The 21,182-nt window shown below is 71.1% G+C and carries 18 protein-coding genes, 1 other RNA gene and 1 pseudogene; 2 read left to right on the top strand and 18 right to left on the bottom strand.

The window, feature by feature from the left end; all coding sequences use genetic code 11:
* Nucleotides 1-66 precede the first annotated feature (66 nt).
* The 7 genes from RLT58_RS22570 to RLT58_RS22540 form a co-directional block, all read right to left on the bottom strand.
* Nucleotides 67-348 carry an HU family DNA-binding protein gene (locus RLT58_RS22570; protein WP_003968811.1) on the bottom strand — a complete coding sequence of 94 codons (282 nt, stop codon included), beginning with the start codon at nucleotides 346-348 and terminating at the stop codon, nucleotides 67-69.
* Between the two features lie 342 nt (nucleotides 349-690).
* Nucleotides 691-2,124 (bottom strand): NAD-dependent malic enzyme, encoded by a 1,434-nt coding sequence (locus RLT58_RS22565; protein ID WP_311312184.1) that lies wholly within the window; start codon nucleotides 2,122-2,124, stop codon nucleotides 691-693.
* 413 nt (nucleotides 2,125-2,537) lie between these two features.
* Complete coding sequence (locus RLT58_RS22560; protein ID WP_311312183.1) at nucleotides 2,538-4,916, bottom strand: HelD family protein; 2,379 nt, start codon at nucleotides 4,914-4,916, stop codon at nucleotides 2,538-2,540.
* Nucleotides 4,917-5,056: 140 nt separating this feature from the next.
* Nucleotides 5,057-5,902: a zf-HC2 domain-containing protein gene (locus RLT58_RS22555; protein ID WP_311312182.1), complete on the bottom strand. Its 846-nt coding sequence runs from the start codon at nucleotides 5,900-5,902 to the stop codon at nucleotides 5,057-5,059.
* On the bottom strand, nucleotides 5,899-6,486 hold the full coding sequence (locus RLT58_RS22550) for a sigma-70 family RNA polymerase sigma factor (protein WP_311312181.1): 588 nt from the start codon (nucleotides 6,484-6,486) through the stop codon (nucleotides 5,899-5,901). The genes RLT58_RS22555 and RLT58_RS22550 overlap by 4 nt, the downstream gene beginning before the upstream one ends.
* 78 nt (nucleotides 6,487-6,564) lie before the next feature.
* Nucleotides 6,565-7,155, bottom strand: a complete 591-nt coding sequence (locus RLT58_RS22545) for a CGNR zinc finger domain-containing protein (RefSeq protein WP_311314609.1) — start codon at nucleotides 7,153-7,155, stop codon at nucleotides 6,565-6,567.
* Between the two features lie 92 nt (nucleotides 7,156-7,247).
* Nucleotides 7,248-7,832: a GNAT family N-acetyltransferase gene (locus RLT58_RS22540; protein ID WP_311312180.1), complete on the bottom strand. Its 585-nt coding sequence runs from the start codon at nucleotides 7,830-7,832 to the stop codon at nucleotides 7,248-7,250.
* Between the two features lie 118 nt (nucleotides 7,833-7,950).
* Between RLT58_RS22540 and RLT58_RS22535 the strand changes: the two genes are divergently transcribed.
* Nucleotides 7,951-8,526, top strand: a complete 576-nt coding sequence (locus RLT58_RS22535; protein WP_311312179.1) for an anthrone oxygenase family protein — start codon at nucleotides 7,951-7,953, stop codon at nucleotides 8,524-8,526.
* Here the strand turns inward: RLT58_RS22535 and RLT58_RS22530 are convergent.
* From RLT58_RS22530 to ftsE, 10 genes and pseudogenes are all read right to left on the bottom strand, one after another.
* Nucleotides 8,472-9,617: a uroporphyrinogen-III synthase gene (locus RLT58_RS22530; RefSeq protein WP_311314608.1), complete on the bottom strand. Its 1,146-nt coding sequence runs from the start codon at nucleotides 9,615-9,617 to the stop codon at nucleotides 8,472-8,474. The genes RLT58_RS22535 and RLT58_RS22530 overlap by 55 nt on opposite strands.
* Before the next feature lie 129 nt (nucleotides 9,618-9,746).
* Nucleotides 9,747-11,077 (bottom strand): annotated as a pseudogene (locus RLT58_RS22525) (nitrate/nitrite transporter).
* Between the two features lie 143 nt (nucleotides 11,078-11,220).
* Nucleotides 11,221-12,543 carry an acyltransferase family protein gene (locus tag RLT58_RS22520; protein ID WP_311312178.1) on the bottom strand — a complete coding sequence of 441 codons (1,323 nt, stop codon included), beginning with the start codon at nucleotides 12,541-12,543 and terminating at the stop codon, nucleotides 11,221-11,223.
* Nucleotides 12,540-14,666, bottom strand: a complete 2,127-nt coding sequence (locus tag RLT58_RS22515) for a bifunctional polysaccharide deacetylase/glycosyltransferase family 2 protein (protein ID WP_399131939.1) — start codon at nucleotides 14,664-14,666, stop codon at nucleotides 12,540-12,542. The genes RLT58_RS22520 and RLT58_RS22515 overlap by 4 nt, the downstream gene beginning before the upstream one ends.
* 66 nt (nucleotides 14,667-14,732) lie before the next feature.
* A complete protein-coding gene (locus tag RLT58_RS22510) occupies nucleotides 14,733-15,416 on the bottom strand; it encodes a hypothetical protein (protein WP_311312176.1) in 684 nt (227 codons plus the stop codon).
* Between the two features lie 336 nt (nucleotides 15,417-15,752).
* Nucleotides 15,753-16,140, bottom strand: a transfer-messenger RNA (tmRNA) gene (ssrA, locus tag RLT58_RS22505).
* Between the two features lie 89 nt (nucleotides 16,141-16,229).
* Nucleotides 16,230-16,718, bottom strand: a complete 489-nt coding sequence (smpB, locus tag RLT58_RS22500) for an SsrA-binding protein SmpB (protein ID WP_311312175.1) — start codon at nucleotides 16,716-16,718, stop codon at nucleotides 16,230-16,232.
* 18 nt (nucleotides 16,719-16,736) lie between these two features.
* On the bottom strand, nucleotides 16,737-17,924 hold the full coding sequence (locus RLT58_RS22495) for a S41 family peptidase (RefSeq protein ID WP_311312174.1): 1,188 nt from the start codon (nucleotides 17,922-17,924) through the stop codon (nucleotides 16,737-16,739).
* A gap of 68 nt (nucleotides 17,925-17,992) precedes the next feature.
* Nucleotides 17,993-18,910: a permease-like cell division protein FtsX gene (gene ftsX / locus RLT58_RS22490; RefSeq protein WP_311312173.1), complete on the bottom strand. Its 918-nt coding sequence runs from the start codon at nucleotides 18,908-18,910 to the stop codon at nucleotides 17,993-17,995.
* A 23-nt stretch (nucleotides 18,911-18,933) separates the two neighbouring features.
* A complete protein-coding gene (gene ftsE, locus RLT58_RS22485) occupies nucleotides 18,934-19,623 on the bottom strand; it encodes a cell division ATP-binding protein FtsE (protein WP_024489199.1) in 690 nt (229 codons plus the stop codon).
* 258 nt (nucleotides 19,624-19,881) lie between these two features.
* Here ftsE and RLT58_RS22480 point away from each other — a divergent pair, with 258 nt between their 5' ends.
* Complete coding sequence (locus RLT58_RS22480) at nucleotides 19,882-20,082, top strand: hypothetical protein (protein WP_311312172.1); 201 nt, start codon at nucleotides 19,882-19,884, stop codon at nucleotides 20,080-20,082.
* A 95-nt stretch (nucleotides 20,083-20,177) separates the two neighbouring features.
* Here the strand turns inward: RLT58_RS22480 and RLT58_RS22475 are convergent, their stop codons facing one another.
* On the bottom strand, nucleotides 20,178-20,873 hold the full coding sequence (locus RLT58_RS22475; protein ID WP_311312171.1) for an LPXTG cell wall anchor domain-containing protein: 696 nt from the start codon (nucleotides 20,871-20,873) through the stop codon (nucleotides 20,178-20,180).
* Nucleotides 20,874-21,182: the final 309 nt, after the last annotated feature.

The following is a 21,182-nucleotide window of genomic DNA, read 5'->3' as shown; positions in this document are numbered from 1 at the left end:
GCGGCCCGTACGCCGAAGGGCGGCCACCCTGGTCGGGGTGACCGCCCTTCGTCGTGCCCAGGGGGCTTACTTGCCCTTGGCGGCTTCCTTGAGCTTCGAGCCCGCGGAGACCTTCACGCTGTAGCCGGCCGGGATGTTGATCGGGTCGCCGGTCTGCGGGTTACGAGCGGTGCGAGCGGCACGGTGGGTGCGCTCGAAGGTCAGGAAACCGGGGATGGTGACCTTCTCGTCGCCCTTGGCGACGATCTCACCGACGGTCTCGGCGAGCGCGGCCAGCACGGCGTCGGCGTCCTTGCGAGTCACCTCGGCGCGGTCGGCCAGGGCGGCCACCAGCTCACTGCGGTTCATGTTGTTACTCCCGTGTTCTTCTTGCCTGTGAGGCGTGAGATCGAAGCCGATGCTGCCAGGGCCCTCGGACAGTGTCCGGACCCGGGTCCGTTTTTCAGACCTTCGCGCCCCGTGGGGTCTCCCCCGGACGAAGTCCTTGGGAAAGCATCCTGCCCCCACCTGCGGCGGGAAAGCCAATCCGGCACCCTCCGGAGTCATACGAAAACCACCACTGCCTCGTCGTGATGACGTTTCGTCGACTCCCCAAAAGCGGTCCGCACCTGATGCGGGGCTCTGCGGGACGCGTCGCCCGCCCACCCTAAAGGGGCGTTTGGGGCGCCGCGACCCGCGACGCGCCGGACATCAGACGGACGTGGGGCCCGTCACAGCCGCGCCGGCCGCCTTCGCGGCGTCCCGGACCGCCCCGGCGACCGCTCCGGCGACCTTGTCGTTGAAGACCGACGGGATGATGTAGTTCGCGTTCACCTCGTCCTCGGCGACGACATCGGCGAGGGCGCGCGCGGCGGCGAGCATCATCTCCGTGTTGACGGTGCGGGACTGGGCGTCCAGCAGACCGCGGAACACACCGGGGAAGACCAGGACATTGTTGATCTGGTTGGGGAAGTCGGAGCGCCCGGTGGCGACGACCGCCGCCGTGCGGCGGGCGATCGCCGGGTCGACCTCGGGGTCCGGGTTCGCAAGCGCGAACACGATCGCACCGTCCGCCATGGCCGCGACGTCGTCGCCGTCCAGGACGTTGGGGGCGGAGACGCCGATGAAGACGTCGGCGCCCACGACCGCCTCCTTGAGGGTGCCGGTGACGGACTCCGGGTTGGTGTTGTCGGCGATCCAGCGCAGCGGCGATTCGGCGTCGGCGGAGACCAGGTCCTCGCGGCCGGAGTGCACCACGCCGTGGATGTCGGCGACCACCGCGTGCTTGACGCCGGCGGCGATGAGCAGCTTCAGGATGGCCGTACCGGCCGCTCCGGCGCCGGACATGACGACCCGTACGTCCCCGATGCTCTTGCCGACCACGCGCAGGGCGTTGGTCAGCGAGGCGAGGACCACGATGGCCGTGCCGTGCTGGTCGTCGTGGAAGACGGGGATGTCCAGGGCCTCGCGCAGCCGGGCCTCGATCTCGAAGCAGCGCGGCGCGGAGATGTCCTCCAGGTTGATGCCCGCGAAGCCGGGGGCGATCGCCTTGACGATCTCGACGATCGCGTCGGTGTCCTGGGTGTCCAGGCAGATCGGCCAGGCGTCGATGCCGGCGAAGCGCTTGAAGAGGGCCGCCTTGCCCTCCATGACGGGCAGCGCGGCCATCGGGCCGATGTTGCCGAGGCCGAGCACCGCGGAGCCGTCCGTCACAACTGCGACGGAGTTGCGCTTGATGGTGAGGCGGCGGGCGTCCTCGGGGTTCTCGGCGATCGCCATGCAGACGCGGGCCACACCGGGGGTGTAGATCATCGAGAGGTCGTCACGGTTGCGGATGGGGTGCTTGGACGCCATCTCGATCTTGCCGCCGAGGTGCATGAGGAACGTACGGTCGGAGACCTTGCCGAGGACGACGCCCTCGATGTCCCGCAGACCTTCGACGATCTCGTCGGCGTGCGACGTGGAGGAGGCGGCGATCGTGACGTCGATCCGCAGCTTCTCGTGGCCGGAAGCGGTCACGTCGAGGCCGGTGACGGAACCACCGGAGGACTCCACGGCCGTGGTGAGCTGGGAGACCGCTGTGCCGCTCGCGGGCACCTCCAGCCTGACCGTCATCGAGTACGAGACGCTGGGCGCCGTTGCCATGGCCGAGTCCTTCGCTTTCCTTAGCTTCATTGCTATGCGGCCCGGACCGTCCACACGCACGGCTCCGGACACGCCTTCCGATATTCGCACCTACCGACGAGTAGCCGGTAATGACTGTCGCACTTCGGAAACTTTCTTCCACCATACGAGAGACGAGGGGTCGAGCGGAACCCCGAAAACGAAAACAGACCCGCGTCACCGGAGGGTGACGCGGGTCTGTCTCTTCAGTTGAACGGCACCGACCCGCCATGCTCGCCTCGCGGCAAGTGGTCGCTCGAAGCGACGAAGGTTGGGCCCGGGGGCTTGGATCGAGCCGGTGCCGATACCAGGCTAACAAACACCCGGGAGAAGTGATTCCCGCAGCGCAGGTTGACCGAAAAAAGGTCCCGCGCGCCCCTTTGACCCCGTCCGCCTCAGTCCCTCAGCAGGTCCGGCACCCCGTCCTCGTCGGGCAGGTCCCGCTCCCCCGAGACCACCGTGAGCTGCTGGGTCGCCCTCGTCAGCGCCACGTACAGCACCCGCAGACCGGCCGGGGACTCGTCCGCGATCTCCGCGGGCGAGACGACCACGGTGGCGTCGTACTCCAGGCCCTTCGCCTCCAGGCTGCCCAGCGCCACCACCCGTTCGCCGAGCTCCGCGAGCCACGCACGGGCCTGCGCCCGCCGGTTCATCGCGACGACGACCCCGACCGTGCCGTCCACCTCGCCCAGCAGCCGCCGCGCCTCCTCGCGCACGGCCCCGGCCAGATCGCCGTCCACCACGGTCTCGAAGCGCGGCTTCACGCCCGTGGAGCGCACCGCCGCCGGCGACTCCATGCCGGGCATCGCGAGGGCCAGGACCTTCGCGGCCAGCTCCGCGATCTCGGCCGGGTTGCGGTAGTTGACGGTCAGGGTGAAGTTCCGGCGCGGACGGCTGCCCAGCGCCTCGTCCCGGGCCGCCGACGCCTCGTCCGGGTCGGACCACGAGGACTGCGCCGGGTCGCCGACGATCGTCCAGGTCGCGTGCCGGCCCCGGCGGCCGACCATCCGCCACTGCATGGGCGTCAGGTCCTGCGCCTCGTCGACGATGACGTGCGCGTACTCCGTACGCTCCGCCGCGAGCCGCTCGGCCCGCTCCCACTGGGTCTCCTCGCGCTGCGGCATCAGCTCCTCCAGACCGGTGAGCTGGTCCAGCGGATCGGCCTCGCGCTTGCGCTTGGGCCGGTGCGGGGTGCCGAGCAGCGTCTGCAGCTCGTCGAGGATCGCCACGTCGTGGACCGACAGCGGCCCTCGGCCCTCGGCGTCGAGCCGTTTCAGGGAGCGCGCGAGCCGGCGCACCTCGCCCTGGTTGAGAGTGCGCCGCGCCCACCGGCCGAGCCGCTTCTCGTCGGCCATCGCGGCGAGCACCCCGCGCGGGGTGAGCTCGGGCCACCAGGCGTTCAGGAACTCGATGAACGGCGTCTCCGCGGACACGTCCTCGTCGAAGGAGGAGCGCAGCTCGGCCGCCAGCTCCGGATCGGTGTACCGGCCCCGGCCGGACGACCTGCTCCACAGCGCGTCCAGCAGCAGCTTGCGGGCGCGCGGGCGCAGCAGGTTGACCGGTGCGGTGCCGCCGAGGACGTTGTTGCGGATGCGCCGCAGCTCGTCCTCGTGCAGTTCGACCCGGGCGCCGAAGGCCACCACCCGGAGCCGGGTGGGCGTGCCGGTCTGCTGCGGCGCCTCCTCCGCGTCCCCGAACGCCAGCTGGCCGTCCTGGTCGGCCGCCCGGGGCACGGGCTGCTCCAGTGCGCCCCGCGCCGCCTTGCGCAGCACGTGGAGCATCCGGGAGGAGCCCTTGATCCGGGCGACGGCGGGCTCGTCGTAGGTCGTGGCGCCCTCGGGCCCGGCCGCCTCGTCGGAGAGCGAGCCGACCGCGCGGATCGCGACCTGGCCCTCCTCGCCGAGCGAGGGCAGCACTCCTTCGGTGTACGCGACCAGCAGCGGCGTCGGCGAGACGACGAGGATGCCGCCCGCGTACCGCCGCCGGTCCTGGTAGAGCAGATACGCGGCCCGGTGCAGGGCGACCGCGGTCTTGCCGGTGCCGGGGCCGCCGGAGACCTCGGTGACCGAGGCGGCGGGCGCCCGGATCACCAGGTCCTGCTCGGCCTGGATGGAGGAGACGATGTCCCGCATGGTGTGGCTGCGGGCCTGCCCGAGCGCCGCCATCAGTGCGCCGTCCCCGATGACCGGGAGCTTCGCGCCGCCGAGGTGGGCGGTCAGCTCGGGGCGCATCAGGTCGTCCTCGACACCGAGGACCCGGCGGCCCTTGGAGCGGATGACGCGGCGGCGTACCACCCGGCCCGGCTCCTTGGGCGTCGAGCGGTAGAACGGCGCGGCGGCCGGGGCCCGCCAGTCGATGACCAGCGGCGCGTAGTCGGAGTCGAGGACCCCGATCCGGCCGATGTGCAGCGTCTCGGCGATGTCGGCGGTGCCGTCCGGGCGTACGACGTCGTCGGCGGGTTCGACGGAGGTGAAGGCGCCGTCCGGGCCGCGTTCGCCGTCCTTGCCGAGCAGCAGGTCGATCCTCCCGAAGAGGAAGTCCTCGAACTCGCTGTTCAGCCGGTTGAGGTGGATTCCGGCGCGGAACACCTGGGCGTCGCGTTCCGCGAGCGCTCCCGGTGTACCCACCTGGCCGCGTTTGACGGCGTCATTCATGAGAAATTCCGCCTCGTGGATCTTCTCCTCGAGGCGGTGGTAAACACGGTCGAGATGTTCCTGCTCGACACCGATTTCCCGGTCCCGCAACGAATCGACAGCGGCATCCTGCGCGGCCACCGAGGCCCCCTTCTGACGTGCATTGGGCAGCCGTCAACCCTATGCGAAGGGGGGCCTTCGCGCACCTGCCGCACGTATCGATCTCGCGCGCCGGGGTATCGATTGCGTTTCGGGGCGCGCCGGTGGCCGCGGTACGCGCCTCAGGCGCCGATGCTCACCAGCCGGTCGCCGTCGAACGTACGGACCTCGAAGTGGTCGATGTCGGCCCGCGCCATGGCCGCTCCGCCGTGCACATAAAGCGGGTATCTGGCGGTGGGATGAGGGGAGTCCTTGATGCCGTATCCCCATTTCGGCACGGACCAGGAGGTGACGACCTCCTCCTCGCCGGTCCTGGAGACGGCGATCAGCCGGCATTTCTGCGGGCCCTTCACATTCGTCAGTTCCAGGACCGTGTGGGTGCCCCAGGCCTTGGGCTCCATGCCGATCGTGGCGCCGACGGCGGTCGCCGGGTCGGTCGCCTCCACCTTCTCCTTCATGTGGTGGAAGAAGGCGTCCTCGGCCGGACTGGTGGGATGCGGATCGGCCGCCTCGGCCGAGGGCCGGTCGTTGCCGGTGGCCATGACGGCGGCCACCGGGCCGCCGATGATCAGGGCCGCGGCCGCCGCGGCCAGGAAGCGGTTGCGCCTCGTGCGCCGGGCGCGTTTGACCGCGACCTCGTCGACCAGCCGGTCGAGCACCCGGGGCGCGGGCGGCGCCGGGACGTGCGGGAGGGGCCGGGCGCCCGGTGCGGGGGCCGGGGACTCGGCGAGCATCGCGAGCATCGGCTCCAGGCCGGCGAACTCGTCGAGGTGGGCGGCGCAGCGGGCGCAGTGGGCCAGATGCGCTTCGAAGGCGGTGGCCTCGGCGTCGTCCAGGATGCCCAGGACGTACGCGCCCGCCGCGTCGTGCGCGGCCTCGTCGGCCGGTCCTGCGGGGGCGGGAACGAAGCCGGGGCGCGAGGGACCGGCCGGCCGGGGCCCGAAAGGCTCCCACTCGTGGTCGCTCATGCCGTGATCCCCCTCTCTTCGAGTGCGAGCTTCATCGAGCGCAGTGCGTAGAAGACCCGGGAGCGCACCGTGCCGCTGGGGATGCCGAGGGCCTCGGCCGCCTCGTTGACCGTACGGCCCTTGAAGTAGGTCTCGACCAATGCTTCCCGGTGGGCGGGGGTCAAATCGTCGAGCGCGTCCGAGAGCGTCATCAGCCACAGCGCCTTGTCGATCTCGTCCTCCGCGGGAATGACCTCCAGCGGTGACGGGTCGACCTCGTGCGGCCGGGCCTGCCGACTGCGGTGGCCATCGATGACGATGCGCCGGGCGACCGTCACCAGCCAGGGCCGGACGGAACCGGTGGCCCTGTTGAGCGAACCGGCGTTCTTCCAGGCACGGATGAGCGTCTCCTGCACCACGTCCTCGGCCCGCTGGCGGTCGCCGGCGACGAGGCGCAGCACGTACGCGAGCAGGGGTCCGGCGTGTTCGCGGTAGAGCGCCCGCATCAGCTCCTCGTCGGGGACGGCGGAGGGGGACGGGGGCGGCCCACTGCGATGTCGGGCCCTGTGCGGACGGTCATCGGCCACGGCCGCATCCTTGCGCACCCGAACCTCCCGGTCGAGACCCTGTCGAGCTCCTTGGTCATCGGTACGGGGCGGCGGGCCGATCCATTCAATCCGGGTTCAAGATTCTTTACGGCTGCGCCGCCGGTGCCGGGCGACCCGCTCGCGGTTGCCGCAGATCTCGCTGGAGCACCAGCGCCGGCGCCGGCCTCGCGAGGTGTCCAGATACAGGCGGCGGCAGTGGTCTCCCTCGCAGCGGCGCAGCCCGGCCAGGGCGGCCGGGTCGGTGAGGAGTTCCACCGCGTCGCGCGCCACGGCGGCCAGCAGCGCCGCACAGTCGGGCTCGGTGCTCAGGCCGCGTACCAGCGCGCCGTTACCGGTGCGCACGGCGCGCGGTCCCGGGGGTGCGGCGGCGGCCAGCGCGTTGAGGTGTTCCAGGGCGCCCGGGGCGGGGCGCCCGCCCAGCTGTGCGCTCAGGAGCCGGTCCAGGGCGGTCCTCAGCTGCCGGAAGCGCAGCAGCCAGTCCGCGTCCACGGCGTCGAGCCGGGTGCCCTGCGGTACGGCCCTGGCGGCGACCAGCCAGGCGGCGAGGCGTTCGGGCCGCTCCAGGGGGTCGGGGGCGGCGGTGTTCCCGGCGCCGGTCGCCACGAGGTCCAGGCACAGGCGTCCGGAGTCGAACCGCCAGTCGCACGAGCCCTTGCGCGTTGCCATGCGCATGCCACCGCCTCGGGTCCGGCCGACGTCCCCTCCAGAGTGCCCGTCGAGTCCCCCGCCCGTAACCCCCGCCGCCGCGCGGCCCGCCCTCAGCTTCCGGAAACCGCCGGCGCCCCGGTCACCGGGCCGTCGTGCAGGAGGCGCTGGAAGAGGCGGTGGTCGCGCCACTCGCCGTCGATGTGCATATAGCGCGGGGCCACGGCGAACTCCTCGAAGCCGCACTTGGCGAGCACCCGCTGCGACGCCGTGTTGTGCAGGACCGTGCCCGCCTCGATGCGGTGCAGCCGCAGTTCGTCCCGGGCCAGGTCGCAGATCAGCCGCACGGCGGCAGTGGCCAGGCCCCGGCCCGCGTACTCCACGTCCACCCAGTAGCCGAGGACGGCGCTGTGGAACGAGCCGAGCACGATCGCGTTGAGGGTGAACGAGCCGATCGCCCGGTCCTGTCCGTCGCTGAGCACCCAGGGCATCGAGCGCCCGCCGGCCCGGTCCGCCAGCATCCCGGACAGCCGCTCGCGCTGGCCGTCCTCGGTGTAGAAGAAGTCGGGCCGCAGGGGCTCCCAGGGCCGCATGTACGCACGGCTGCGGGTCAACGCATCGGCGAGGGAGCCGGCGTCGGCCGTCGTGGCGGGGCGGAGCCGTACCTCCGCGTCGATCCGGTGCGTGTCGTCGATCATGCCCGCACGCTATCCGGGGCCGGTGCGCGACCGCCCGGGGGCCCCGGCTGGACGCTCGCGCAGGGAGCTGAGCGTCCGGACGATGGAGCGGGCCCGGCCGCTCCCCTTCACTGGACCCATGACCACCTCACGGGCCGTCCGGCCGATCCCCGCAGCCCACCGCCTCGTCCTCGGCGCCGCCGCCGTCACCACCGGCCTGATGGCCGGCACCTTCTACGTCTTCGCCTGCGCGGTGATGCCGGCGCTGGGGCGAAGCGACGACCGGACCTTCATCGAGGTCATGCGGAACATCAACGACGTCATCGAGAACCCGGTCTTCTTCGCCGGCTTCTTCGGCGCGCTGATCCTCACCGCCGTCGCCGCCTGGCAGCAGCGCCGCTGCCCCGGACCGCGCCCCTGGCTGCTCGCCGCGCTCGCGGTGTACGCCGTGGCCTTCCTGCTCACCTCGGGCGTCAACGTGCCGCTCAACCACGCCCTGGCGGACGCCGGGGACCCCGCGCGCCTGGCCGACCCGGCGGCCGTACGGGACCGGTTCGAGGACGCGTGGAACGCCTGGAACGTGGTGCGCGCGGTCCTGTGCACCGCCGCGCTCGCGCTCCTGCTGCGGGCCGGGAGCGCCGGGGCGGCGGACCGGGCGGCTCAGGAGTCGGCGTACTTGGCGTCCGAGGCCGCCGGGTCCAGGGCCAGCCGGTAGCCCCGCTTGACGACCGTCTGGATCAGCCGGGGCGCCCCGAGCGCGGTGCGCAGCCTCGCCATCGCGGTCTCCACCGCGTGCTCGTCCGTACCGCTGCCGGGCAGGGCGCGCAGCAGGTCGGCGCGGGCCACCACCCAGCCGGGGCGGCGGGCCAGGGTGTGCAGAAGGGCCATGCCGGCCGGCGGCACCGCCCGCAGCTCGTCGTCGACCAGCACCGCGTGGCCGCGGATCTCGACCCGGTGCCCGGCGACGGGCAGCGTCCGTGCGCGGGCGGGCAGTTCACGGCAGATCAGCTGGACCAGCGGGCCGAGCCGGAAGCGCTCGGGCTGGACGGTCTCGATGCCCCGGGCCTGCAACGGCAGTGCGGTGACCGGCCCGACGCAGGCGGAGAGGACCTCGCCCCTGAGCGCGCCGAGCAGTTCGGGCAGCACCCCGCGCTCCTCGGCCCGGCGCAGCAGGGAGGCCGCCGCGGGGGCGCTGGTGAAGGTGAGCGCGTCCAGGCCGCGGCCGAGGGTGAGGTCGAGGAGCCGGTCGAGCGGGGCGATGTCCTCGGGCGGCATCCAGCGGTAGACGGGGACGCCGACGACCTCGCCGCCCGCCTCCCGCAGCGACTCGACGAATCCGGGGAGCGGTTCGCCGTGCAGCTGAAGGGCGATGCGGCGGCCCTCGACGCCCTCCTCCAGGAGCCGTTCCAGCACCTCCGCCATGGACTCGGACGCCGGCGACCAGGCCTCGGTCAGCCCGGCGGCCCGCACCGCGCCCTTCACCTTGGGCCCGCGGGCCAGGAGTTCGACCCCGTCGAGGGTCTCCAGCAGCCGGTCCCCCAGCCCCCAGCCGTCGGCGGCCTCGATCCAGCCCCGGAAGCCGATCGCGGTGGTGGCGACCACCACATCGGGGGCGCTGTCGATGAGTTCCTTGGTGGCGGCCAGCAGTTCGCTGTCGTCGGCGACCGGCACGATCCGCAGGGCCGGTGCGTGCACCACGGTGGCGCCCCGGCGCCGGAGCAGGGTGCCGAGTTCCTCCGCGCGGCGCGCGGCGGTCACACCGACCGTGAAACCCGCGAGGGGGCCGTGCTGTTCGTCGTCGTGCACAGTGTCTACCCGGCTCTCGTACCGCTGCTGCTCGATGGTGCGGAGGACCGAGCCTGCCAAGGATGCGTGACAGGCCCGGTTCCACCGTATTTCCCGCTCGTTACGCCGCCCGTCACCGCCGGGCCGTGTTCACACCTCGGCGAAGCCGAGGCGGGGCTTCGCCGGGACGGGCGCGGTGCGCCGAAGGTATACCGACCAGGTGAGCGCGAAACACACGCCGTAGAAGGCCAGGAAGGCCCAGAAGGCCGCCGTCCCGGTGCCCGAGGTCTGGAAGGACTGGCGGAAGGCGAGGTTGATCCCGAGCCCGCCGAGCGCCCCGACCGCGCCGATGAGCCCCATCGCCGCCCCGGACAGCCGCCGTCCCCGGGCGGCCGCCTCCTCGCCGCCCAGCCCCTGGGCGAGCGCCTTGGCGTGGAAGATGCCCGGGATCATCTTGTACGTGGAGCCGTTGCCGAGCCCGGACAGGGCGAACAGCGCGGTGAAGCCGACGAGGAAGACGGGGAGCGAGGCGATGCCGGAGGCGTACACGACGACTCCGGTCGCGACGGCCATCGCCGCGAAGTTGACGAGGGTGATGCGCGCGCCGCCGTAACGGTCGGCGAGCCGGCCGCCGGCCGGGCGGACCAGGGAGCCGAGCAGCGGGCCGATGAAGGTGAGCGAGGCGGCCTGCAGCGGGGTCCGGCCGAACTGGGTCTGCAGGACCAGCCCGAAGGCGAAGCTGTAGCCGATGAAGGAGCCGAAGGTGCCGATGTAGAGCACCGACATGATCCAGGTGTGCGGGTCGCGCACGGCGTCCCGGGCCGCCCCGGTGTCGTTCTGGACGGGGCCAGGTTGTCCATGAAGGACGCGGCACACAGCGCCGCGACCAGGATCAGCGGGATGTACGCGGCGAGCACGATCCTGGGGTGCGCCGCCCCCGCCGTACCGATCACCAGCAGCCCGGCCAGCTGCACCACGGGCACCCCTATGTTGCCGCCGCCCGCGTTGAGCCCGAGCGCCCAGCCCTTCTTCCGCAGCGGGAAGAAGGCGTTGATGTTCGTCATCGAGGAGGCGAAGTTGCCGCCGCCGATGCCGGTCAGCGCGGCCACCGCAAGGAAGGTGGGGTAGGAGGTGCCGGGCTTCATCACCACGAGGGCGGCGATCGTCGGCACCAGCAGGGTGAGCGCACTGAACACGGTCCAGTTGCGCCCGCCGAACCGGGCGACGGCGAAGGTGTACGGCACCCGTACGAGGGCCCCGACCAGCGTCGCCGTGGAGATCAGGAAGAACTTCCCGGCCGGGTCCACCCCGTACTCCGGCCCCATGAACAGGACCATCACCGACCACAGGGTCCAGACCGAGAAGCCGATGTGCTCCGAGAGCACGGAGAACCAGAGGTTCCGGCGGGCGATCCGCTCGCCCTTCTCCCGCCAGAACGTCTCGTCCTCGGGTTCCCAGTGCTCGATCCAACGGCCAGCCATCACGCGCCTCCACGGGTGGTCGGGGTGTTGTCCCCGAACCTAGGGAGCGCGCGTTTCGGCGTGGTGCCGCGAGGTGACCGGTGCGCAACCTTGCTCTCACCCGGCCGGGCGGTGCCCGGTGAGGCGGCGGCCGGTACGCGCGGTCAGCGCCGGGCGCGCGGGGTGCGGGCCACCCCGTTCGGCCAGAGCCTCGGGCGGCGCTTGGCGGCGACGTCCTCCAGCCAGCCCACCGCGACGATCATGATCCCTATCAGCGGCCAGACCAGCAGGAACATCAGGACCGTGTACGCGGCCTCTATCTCCGAACCCAGATGGGCGTCGACGAACGGGATCTCCCAGAGCTCGTCCAGAATCGGTATCGTCGCCATGATCAGCAGGTTGTGCCAGAGGTAGATCGTCACCGCGCGGTTGTTGGCGAGCGTCACCAGCGGATCCCAGGCGGCCAGCCGGCCCGGCAGCCGCTGCCACGAGGGCGCGTACTGGAGCAGGATCACGCAGAAGCCGAACGACCAGGTGGCCTGGGCGAGCGGGATGTCGTTGAGATCCCAGCCGTCGGCCGTGAGGTGGCCCGAGGCCCACCACAGCCCGAACGCCATGACGATCGCCGAGAGCGAGACCGCCAGATAGCGCGGGACCTTGTCGAACAGCCCGTCGTTGTGGGCGAAGCCCAGGATCCAGCAGGAGCCGAACATGGCGAAGTCGACCAGGGCGTTGCCGGTCTCGCCGGGGATCGTGACGAGCCCCGAACCGATGACGGCGGTCAGCCCGATGGGCGCGAGCATCGTCGCCCACGGCAGCCTGCGGAACGCCTTCAGCAGCAGCGGCGAGGCCAGCACGAACCACAGGTAGGCGCGGATGTACCAGAGCGGTCCGGCCGCCTGCACCGCCCAGGTGTCCTCCAGGAGCCCGGCCTTGTCACCGCTGGCCCACGGGTAGGGCGGGGCGCCGACCGGGAAGATGTAGCAGCCCAGCTTGATGAACCACCAGATCCCCTCCTCCTTCACCGGCTTCCAGGTGAGCCAGAACATCATCGGGACGACCACGGCCGAGAACGCCCACATCGGGGGCAGCAGCCGGCGGATACGGCCCTTGATGACGGTCCAGGCGGGACGGGCCAGGGAGCGGGCCATCAGCGACCCGGCCAGGGCGAACATGACGCCCATGGACGGGAACAGGACGGTCAGCCAGGCCCAGCCGAAGATGTGGTAGACGACGACGCGGACCAGGGCGATCGAGCGCAGCAGGTCGAGATAGCGGTCCCGGCCCGGCTTCTTCGCGGCGGGCTCCGCCACCGGCTCCGGCGCGGGGCGCGGCTCCGGCTCGCGCACCTGCTGCCGCACCGGGAAGGGCACCGTGTGCGGCTCGGCGTACGGCTGCTGCGGCGGGTGGGACCGGTACGGCTGCTGGGGCTGCTGGGGCCGGTACGGCTGCTGGGGACGGACCGGTGGCTGGTTCGGGTAGGTCATGCGACGGGCCTCCGGTCGTTGCTGCTCCGGCGCCGGTCCTGCATCGCGCCGGGCGCCTCGACGACCCCGGTGCGGCGCAGCTTCTGCCAGCGGAGCCGGCCGCCGGTGAGGGCGGTGATCCAGGACTGCAGCAGCACCACGTACATGAGCTGCCGGTAGAGGATCTGCTGGAGGGGCAGCGAGATCAGATGGGTCATGCGCTCCCGGTCGAGCCGGAAGGCGTACGCGGCGCAGACGGCCTGCACCGCGAGGACCCCGAGCCAGGCGCCGACCGTCTTCTCGGTGGGGCCGAAGACGAGTCCGTAGAGCAGGAAGACGTCGATGAGGGGGGCGAGCAGCGGGGCGACGACCATGAACAGGGCGACGAACGGCAGCCCGACACGTCCGAAGCGGCCGGACGGGCCGCGCTCGACGACCGCGCGGCGGTGCTTCCAGATGGCCTGCATGGTGCCGTACGACCACCGGTAGCGCTGGGACCAGAGCTGCTGCACGGTCTCCGGCGCCTCGGTCCAGGCGCGGGCGTTCTCCGCGTACACGACGCGCCAGCCGTCCCGGTGCAGGGCCATGGTGACGTCGGTGTCCTCGGCGAGGGTGTCCTCGCTCATGCCGCCGATCCGGTTCAGCGCGTCCCGGCGGAAGGCCCCGACCGCACCGGGGATGGTGGGCATGCAGCCGAGCATGTCGTACATGCGGCGGTCCAGGTTGAAGCCCATCACGTACTCGATGTGCTGCCAGGCGCCGATGAGCGAGTCCCGGTTGCCGACCTTGGCGTTGCCGGCGACCGCGCCGACGCGCGGGTCGGCGAAGGGCTGCACCAGCTCGCGGACGGTGGACGGCTCGAAGACCGTGTCGCCGTCCATCATCACGATGATGTCGTAACGGGCGTGCGCGATCCCGTTGTTCAGGGCGGCGGGCTTGCCTGCGTTGCGCTGGCGCACCACCCGGACGTTGGGCAGCCGCATCCGGTCGACGAGGTCCGCGGTGTCGTCCGTGGAGCCGTCGTCGATGACGATGACTTCGACCGGATAGTCACTTGCCACCAGCGAGCGCACCGTGTTCGCGATGCACTTGCTCTCGTTGTACGCGGGCACCAGGACGGACACCGGACGGGTGAGCGGTTCGCCCCAGCGGAAGCCCTTCCCGCGCACCCGGCGGGCGTGCGCGAAGGACAGCAGGAGCATCAGGCCGAAGCGGGCCAGGACCAGCACGCCGATGACGGCGAGCCCGACGACCAGCACATCGGTGATGTGCTCCGAGACGTCCACGGCCCAGACGAACGCCTTGCCCTTCCAGAGCGCGAACCCGGTGACCGGGGTGTGCGCGCTGGGGGCGCCGAGTGCGGCGGTGAGGTTGGTGAACTCATAGCCCCGGTGCTGCATCTTCGGCAGGAACTTCCCCAGGGCGGTGACGGTCTGGGACCGGTCGCCTCCGGAGTCGTGCATCAGGATGATCGCGCCCCGGCCGTGCTTGGGGGTGGCGCGCTCGATGATCGCCCGGACGCCGGGCCGCTTCCAGTCCTCGCTGTCGGTGTTGTTGACGACGGTGAGGTAGCCGCGGCTGCCGACGTACTGGGTGACCGGCCAGGACTTGTTGTCCATGGCGTCGGCGAACGAGGAGTACGGGGGGCGGAACAGGGAGGTGCGAATTCCGGCCGCGCCCGCCAGCACCAACTGGTTCTGGGAGAGCTCCCAGTCGATGCGGCCGGTGGACTGGTAGGAGAGGTCGGGGTGGTTGAAGGTGTGCAGCCCGACCTCGTGCCCCTCCTCGACCATGCGCTCCACCAGGTCGGGGTAGCGCGAGGCCATGGTGCCGGTGACGAAGAAGACGCCGTGCGCGTGGTACTTCTTCAGCTCGTCCAGCACCCGCGGTGTCCACACCGGGTCGGGACCGTCGTCGAAGGTCAGCACGATCCGGTGGTCCGGTATGCGCAGGGTCTTCGCCGGCTCGGTGGTGCTGCGGGCGTCGATGACCGGCCCGCCCTCCAGCACCCGCTCGGGCACCCGGTCGGTGGCCGTCGGTGGCTGGATCCGGTGGTCGGCGAGGATCTCGCTGTGCACGTATCCGCGCAGCATCAGCATGGCGAGCAGGGCAACGAGAAACAGCAGCGGCAGCATGTAGCGCATGGGGAGCCTGCGCCGCCGGGTCTGCTTCCTTCGGTTGTGCCTGCCCCGCGGGACGGGGGTGGTCATTTAGTGGGCGCCTTCTTGGTCTTGCACCGGAGGTTCCGCGCTCTCGGCGGGCGTGGGCGTGGTCTCCGGGGGCGTCGGCTCGGGGTCGACGGTCGGAGTGCCGGGGTCGACGGGCGGTACCGGGGCCGTGGACTCACCGGCCGGGGTGGAGCCGCCGCCCGTGCCGGCGGTGCCCGCGTCCTTCTTGGGCGGTGCGACGGGCGCCGATGCCGTGGAGCCGGTGCCGGGGGTCGCGGAGGAACCGGCGCCGGTGCTGCTGCCCGGCTCGGCCGTGCTGCCGCCGGACTCGGACGCGGACGCCGAGGGATCGGCGGTCGCGCCGGGCGACACCTGGGCGTCGGGACTGGCGCCCGGGCTCTGCGGCGTCTGCACCTCTTCGGCCTTCTTGTGCTCCTCCTGGCCGGAGAGCGGGAGGAAGGGCGCGCTGGAGTTGCCGCCGAGGACGGCGACGACCAGCGTCACCGCGTAACAGACGAAGACCGCGGCCAGGACCCAGCCCAGCCGGCGGAGCGTCTTGCTGCGCCGGCCGCTCTCGTCCACGAAGACGGGGCCGTCGGAGCCTTCCGGAGCGCCCGGTTCCGGGAGCAGCTCGGAGAGCTGCCGTCCCAGTCCGTCGAGCTGGATGGTGACTTCGTTCGGCTCATGCGTATGCCCGGCACGGGCACCTTCACGCCAAGTTTCCACTGTTGTACGCACTTCCCCCACTCAAGATCGGGTGCGCGCAACTGACCGGAAATGTGCCGCTGGACCGGGCCCCCACCCTGTCCACGCGCCCCCTACCACAGTGCACCCGGTCCATGAATGTAGCGCACGACGACGACACTCCGGACCCGCTGACCGGTGTTGTTCATCATGAGAGATACATCTGTTTTCGAACCGTGGTGCGGGCACTGCCCCGCCCGGGTCGAGGGGGGTTGCGTGTTACCGCGCGTACGCCGGGGGCGCGCTCCCCGCGCGCCGGGCACACACGAACGAGGACCCCGCTGCCGGGTGGCAGCGGGGTCCTCGTTCACATGGGAATTGTGGAGATGGCGGGAATCGAACCCGCGTCCAACGGTGCGGAACCAGGGCTTCTCCGAGTGCAGTTCGCTACGCTTTTCTCGGCCCCGGAGGTCACACGAACAAGCCTCCGACAGGCCCAGTCACTGTTTGATTTCCTTCAGGGCCCCGTGACCGGGCCTAGAAGTTTAGATCCCTTAATGATGCCAGGATCCGGGTCGGGATCACCCCCGGGCTGACACTCCGCAGAGTCTTCGCTCAGCTGCTAATTAGGCAGCGAGGGCGAAGGCGGAGGAATCGCGCTTGGAATTGGCGATTATTGGTTGCGACATATGGTTTACGAGATCATTGTCGCTTCCTCGACTCGCTTCCCCTGCTTCGACATCCGCTGTCGAAACCGATCATCCCCATGTTGATTTTTCAAAGGTGGTGCTCACCCCGTGGGGTGCAGTGCCATCGTACGTGACCAACGCACGACGATGCCAGCGTATTCCTTGGTCAGGCGCTCCGCTGGCGGCGGCGGGCCGCCGAGATCGCGCGGTTCGTCTCCCTGGTGTCCTGCTTCTCACGCAGGGTCTGCCGCTTGTCGTACTCCTTCTTGCCCTTGGCGAGCGCGATCTCGACCTTGACCCGCCCGTTGGTGAAGTACAGGGCGAGGGGCACGATCGTGTGCCCGGTCTCCTGCGACTTCGACTCCAGCTTGTCGATCTCGGCCCGGTGCATCAGCAGCTTGCGCTTCCGCTTGGCCGAGTGGTTGGTCCAGGTGCCCTGCACGTACTCCGGGACGTGGATGTTGTGCAGCCACGCCTCGCCGCCGTCGATCTGGACGAAGCCGTCGACCAGCGAGGCCCGTCCCATGCGCAGGGATTTGACCTCCGTACCCATCAGTACGAGGCCGCACTCATAGGTGTCGAGGATGGTGTAGTCGTGGCGCGCCTTCTTGTTCTGCGCGATGAGCTTGCGCCCGGTGTCCTTTTCCTTAGCCATAGTGCGGCCATTTTCGCACTACGACCCACCCCCGAGGCCACTCAATACCGTCTCGGCCCGCTGCTGGGCCCGTGAGCCGACCGCCAGGTCCGGTGTGATCCCCCGCCCGTCGACCCCCCGGCCCGCCGGAGTGCGGTAGTGACCGACGGTCAGCTCGGCCACCGCACCGCCGGCCAGCCTGCTCGGCATCTGGACGGATCCCTTGCCGAAGGTGCGCGAGCCGACCGTGACGGCCCGGCCCCGGTCCTGCAGCGCCCCCGTCAGCAGCTCGGCCGCGCTCATGGTGCCGCCGTCGATGAGCACGACGAGGGGGCGCTCGGTGTCCCCGCCGGAGCCCGCGTACAGGGCGTGCTGCTCGCCGTGCACGTCGTAGGTGGCGACCAGCCCGCCGTCCAGGAAGGCGGAGGCGGCCGTGACCGCCTCGGTGACCAGGCCGCCGGAGTTGCCCCGCAGGTCCAGCAGCACCCCGGCGCCCGCCGGGGCGGCCCGGACCGCGTCGCGCACCGCCGTACCCGATCCCTTGGTGAACGCGTCCACGTCGATCAGCACGGCCGCGGAGGAACCGGAGCGGTACGGACCGATCCGGTGCACGGTGACGGCCTCGGTGGTCAGCCTCGCCCGGCGCAGCGTCTCGGTCCGGGCGGCCGCTCCGCGCTGGAGGCCGAGCACGACCTTGCTGCCCGCGGCCGCGCCGGTGCGGTCGCCGCGCAGCAGGGCAACGACGTCGGAGACCGGGCGCCGGTCGACCCGGTGGCCGTCGATGGTGCGGAGCAGGTCGCCGGCGCGGACGCCGGCCCGGTCGGCGGGGCTGCCCGGCTGGACGCGGGCGACGGCGACGCGGCCGTCGGCGGAGCGCCTGGCGGCGATCCCGACGCCCGTGTACGTGCCGTCGAGTGCCTGCTCGAACTCCTGGTACTCCCGCTCGTCGTACACGGCGCCCCAGCGGTCCCCGCTGCGGCTGACGACCTCCTCGGCCGCCTCCGTGCCCGACTTGCCGTCGGCGACCGCGTCGGCGGCGGCCTCGGCGACCGCGTCACGGTCGGCGGTGGCGGCGACGGACCTGGTCTCCACCCGCGGGGTGTGCCCCGGTCCGTGGGGCAGGGCTCCGGTGGCGGCCGCGGTGGCGAGGACACTCGCGAAGACCAATGTCAGGGCCGCCCCGCGGCGCAGGCCGCGGGGCCCCACGCGACAGACGGGGTCCGGCATGGCGCCGAGTCTAGGACAACGCCCCGGGGGCGCACGGCCTGTTGGCCGCGCGCCGCACGGGGCGCTTGTCACACCTTGAGGTACTTGCGCAGCGCGAAGAGAGCCGCAACGGCGGGCATCAGCAGGCCGATCGCCAGGACCAGCGGGAGCTTGGTGAGGACCGCCTCCCAGCCGATGAAGTCGATCAGATTCAGCTTGTCCTGGAGCGCCAGGCCGCCGTCGATCAGGAAGTAGCGGCCGGCCAGCAGCATCACGCAGGCCAGCACGCCGCCGATCAGACCGGCGAACGCGGCCTCCATGATGAACGGCATCTGGATGTAGAAGCCGGAGGCCCCCACGAGCCGCATGATGCCGGTCTCCCGCCGGCGGCTGAACGCGGACACCCGGACGGTGTTCACGATCAGCATCAGGGCGATGACGAGCATCAGCGCCATCACGAACAGCGCGGCGACGTTCATCCCGTTCATCAGCCCGAAGAGGTTGTCCAGGATGCTTCTCTGGTCCTGGACCGACTGCACCCCGTCCCGCCCGGCGAAGGCGGTCGCGACGACCTTGTACTTGGTCGGGTCGTGCAGCTTGACGCGGAAGGACTCGGGCATCTGGTCCGGCGTGATGTTGCCCGCCATCGGGGAGTCGCCGAACTCCTCCTGGTAGTGCTTGTACGCCTGGTCGGAGGACTCGTAGAGGACCTTCTCCACGACGTCCATCTTGTTGAGATCGGCCTCGATCTGCTTCTTCTGCTGCGCGGTGACAGCGCCCTTGGCGCACTGGACCACCGTCTCGGCATCCCCCTTGCCGCAGAGGTAGATCGAGACGTTGACCTTGTCGTACCAGTAGTCCTTCATCGTGCTGACCTGCTCGCGCATGAGCAGCGCGCCGCCGAACAGGGCAAGCGAGAGGGCGACGGAGACGACGACGGCGAAGGTCATCGTGAGGTTGCGACGGAGGCCGACGCCGATCTCCGACAGGACGAACTGGGCGCGCATGGCGTCCTTTCAGTGCTCGGTGCTCAGTGCTGGTAGCCGTAGACGCCGCGCGCCTGGTCGCGTACGAGACGGCCCTGCTCGAGCTCGATGACGCGTTTGCGCATCTGGTCGACGATGTTCTGGTCGTGGGTCGCCATGATCACGGTGGTGCCGGTCCGGTTGATCCGGTCCAGCAGCTTCATGATGCCGACCGAGGTCTGCGGGTCGAGGTTGCCGGTCGGCTCGTCCGCGATCAGCAGCATGGGCCGGTTGACGAAGGCCCGCGCGATCGCCACGCGCTGCTGCTCACCACCGGAGAGCTCGCCGGGCATCCGGTCCTCCTTGCCGCCGAGACCGACGAGGTCGAGGACCTGGGGGACCGCCTTGCGGATCTCGCCGCGGGGCTTGCCGATCACTTCCTGGGCGAACGCCACGTTCTCCGCGACGGTCTTGTTGGGAAGGAGCCGGAAGTCCTGGAAGACCGTGCCCAGCTGGCGGCGCATGTGCGGCACCTTCCAGTTGGACATGCGCGCGAGGTCCTTGCCCAGGACGTGGACCATGCCCTGGCTGGCGCGCTCCTCGCGGAGGATGAGTCGCATGAAGGTGGACTTGCCGGAGCCGGAGGAGCCCACCAGGAAGACGAACTCGCCCTTCTCGATATCGAGAGACACATCCCGTAGAGCGGGACGGCTCTGCTTCGGGTAGGTCTTGGAGACGTTGTCGAATCGGATCACGGATGCACCACGGTCGGCCGGGAGTAGGTGTGCGTGACCATACGCGAACCCGGCAGAGGCGTGCAGGCACGCATACCGGGATGGGTGATTTACGGTGAATCGGCAGCGGTACGGAGCGGGACGGACCGGGCACTGTCCGGCGGGCCGCGCCGAAACGCGCCCGAGCTGGCACAGTGGTAGGGGGAACGGTTGCGTTTCCGTGAGCGTTGTGCGGAGAGAAGGCTTGTGCGGCTCCGCCGCGCGGGAGGAGGAAAGCGCATGACCTATGACCGACTGGTGTGCGCGAACTGCGCGGCGCCCGTGAACGAGGGGCGCTGCCCCGTATGCCGGGCCAGCCGCGCGCGACTGCAGCAGGAACACGAGCAGGGACCGTTCGCCGGGCTGAACCCGGCGATGCTGATCGCCCTGCTGGTGGTGCTCCTGGGCGCGCTGGCACTGCTGGCGCACCAGACCGTGTAGCGCCGTCCGGCCACCCGCACGCACGTGTGAGGGGCCCGGGACGCCTTTCGGTGTCCCGGGCCCCTCACGTATGTACGGCTACGGCGTCAACGGCCTCAGGCTGCCGTGCGGCCGTTCACCAGGCGCGGCAGGATCCGGAAGCCGATGCCTCCGGCGATCATCGTCGCGGCGCCGATCAGCAGGAACGTGGTCTCGGCCGCACCGGTCTCGGCGAGCTCGTCCTTGCCCTTGCCCTGCTCGACCGGCTGGTTGCCGACCGAGTCGGTGTCGGTGTTGCCGCCACCCTGGCTCGAACCGCCCTGGCCGCCGGTCTGGCCCGCGGTGGCGCTGCCGTCACCGGGGTCGGTCGGGTCGGTGGTCGGGTCGGTCGACGGGTCCGTGGGGTCCGTCGGGTCCGTGGAGGGGTCGGTAGGGTCCGTGGGATCCGGGGTCGGGTCCGTGGGATCCGGGGTCGGGTCCGTGGGATCCGGGGTCGGGTCGGTCGGGTCCGGGGTCGGGTCCGTGGGGTCCGGGGTCGGGTCGGTCGGGTCCGGGGTCGGGTCCGTGGGGTCCGGGGTCGGGTCCGTCGGGTCCGGCGTCGGGTCGGTCTCCTCGCAGCGCGGGTCGAGCGGGCTGCACTCGTCGTCGTCGCCCGGGTCGTCCGATGCCGTCTGGACCCCGATCTGCACGCCCGCGACGTCGACGCCGATACCGGCGGCCTGCGCGGCGCCCGCCGCGGTGAGCGAGGCGCCCGCGGCGATGACCGCACCCGCGGCTATCCGCGCGACGCGTACGCGCGTCTTCTTCGTCATGTGCTGCTACCCCCAGTAGCCGTTCTCGTCAGTGGAGCAGCCATATGCGGGGCGGCGGTCCGGCGGGGTTCGCTCCGGGCGCCGGCCCACGTGGTGCCGTGGCCATGCCGCCCGCCCCCGATCACAGTCACAACCGTCCCAGCCATACGCATGCTGCTCCAGCACCCTGTCCAGAGTTAAGGACTACGTCAAGGGCGTTCCGCGCGATGTGTCCCGTTTTAGCGGCAGTTGACTCCCATTCAGGACCACGACTGTGACGCACTCACCACGCCTTCTGCGCAACTCGGACCGTCAACTCCCCTTTCCCCC

The sequence above is a fragment of the Streptomyces sp. ITFR-16 genome, from assembly GCF_031844705.1.
Classification (GTDB): domain Bacteria; phylum Actinomycetota; class Actinomycetes; order Streptomycetales; family Streptomycetaceae; genus Streptomyces.
This window is presented reverse-complemented; position numbering and strand designations above follow the sequence as displayed.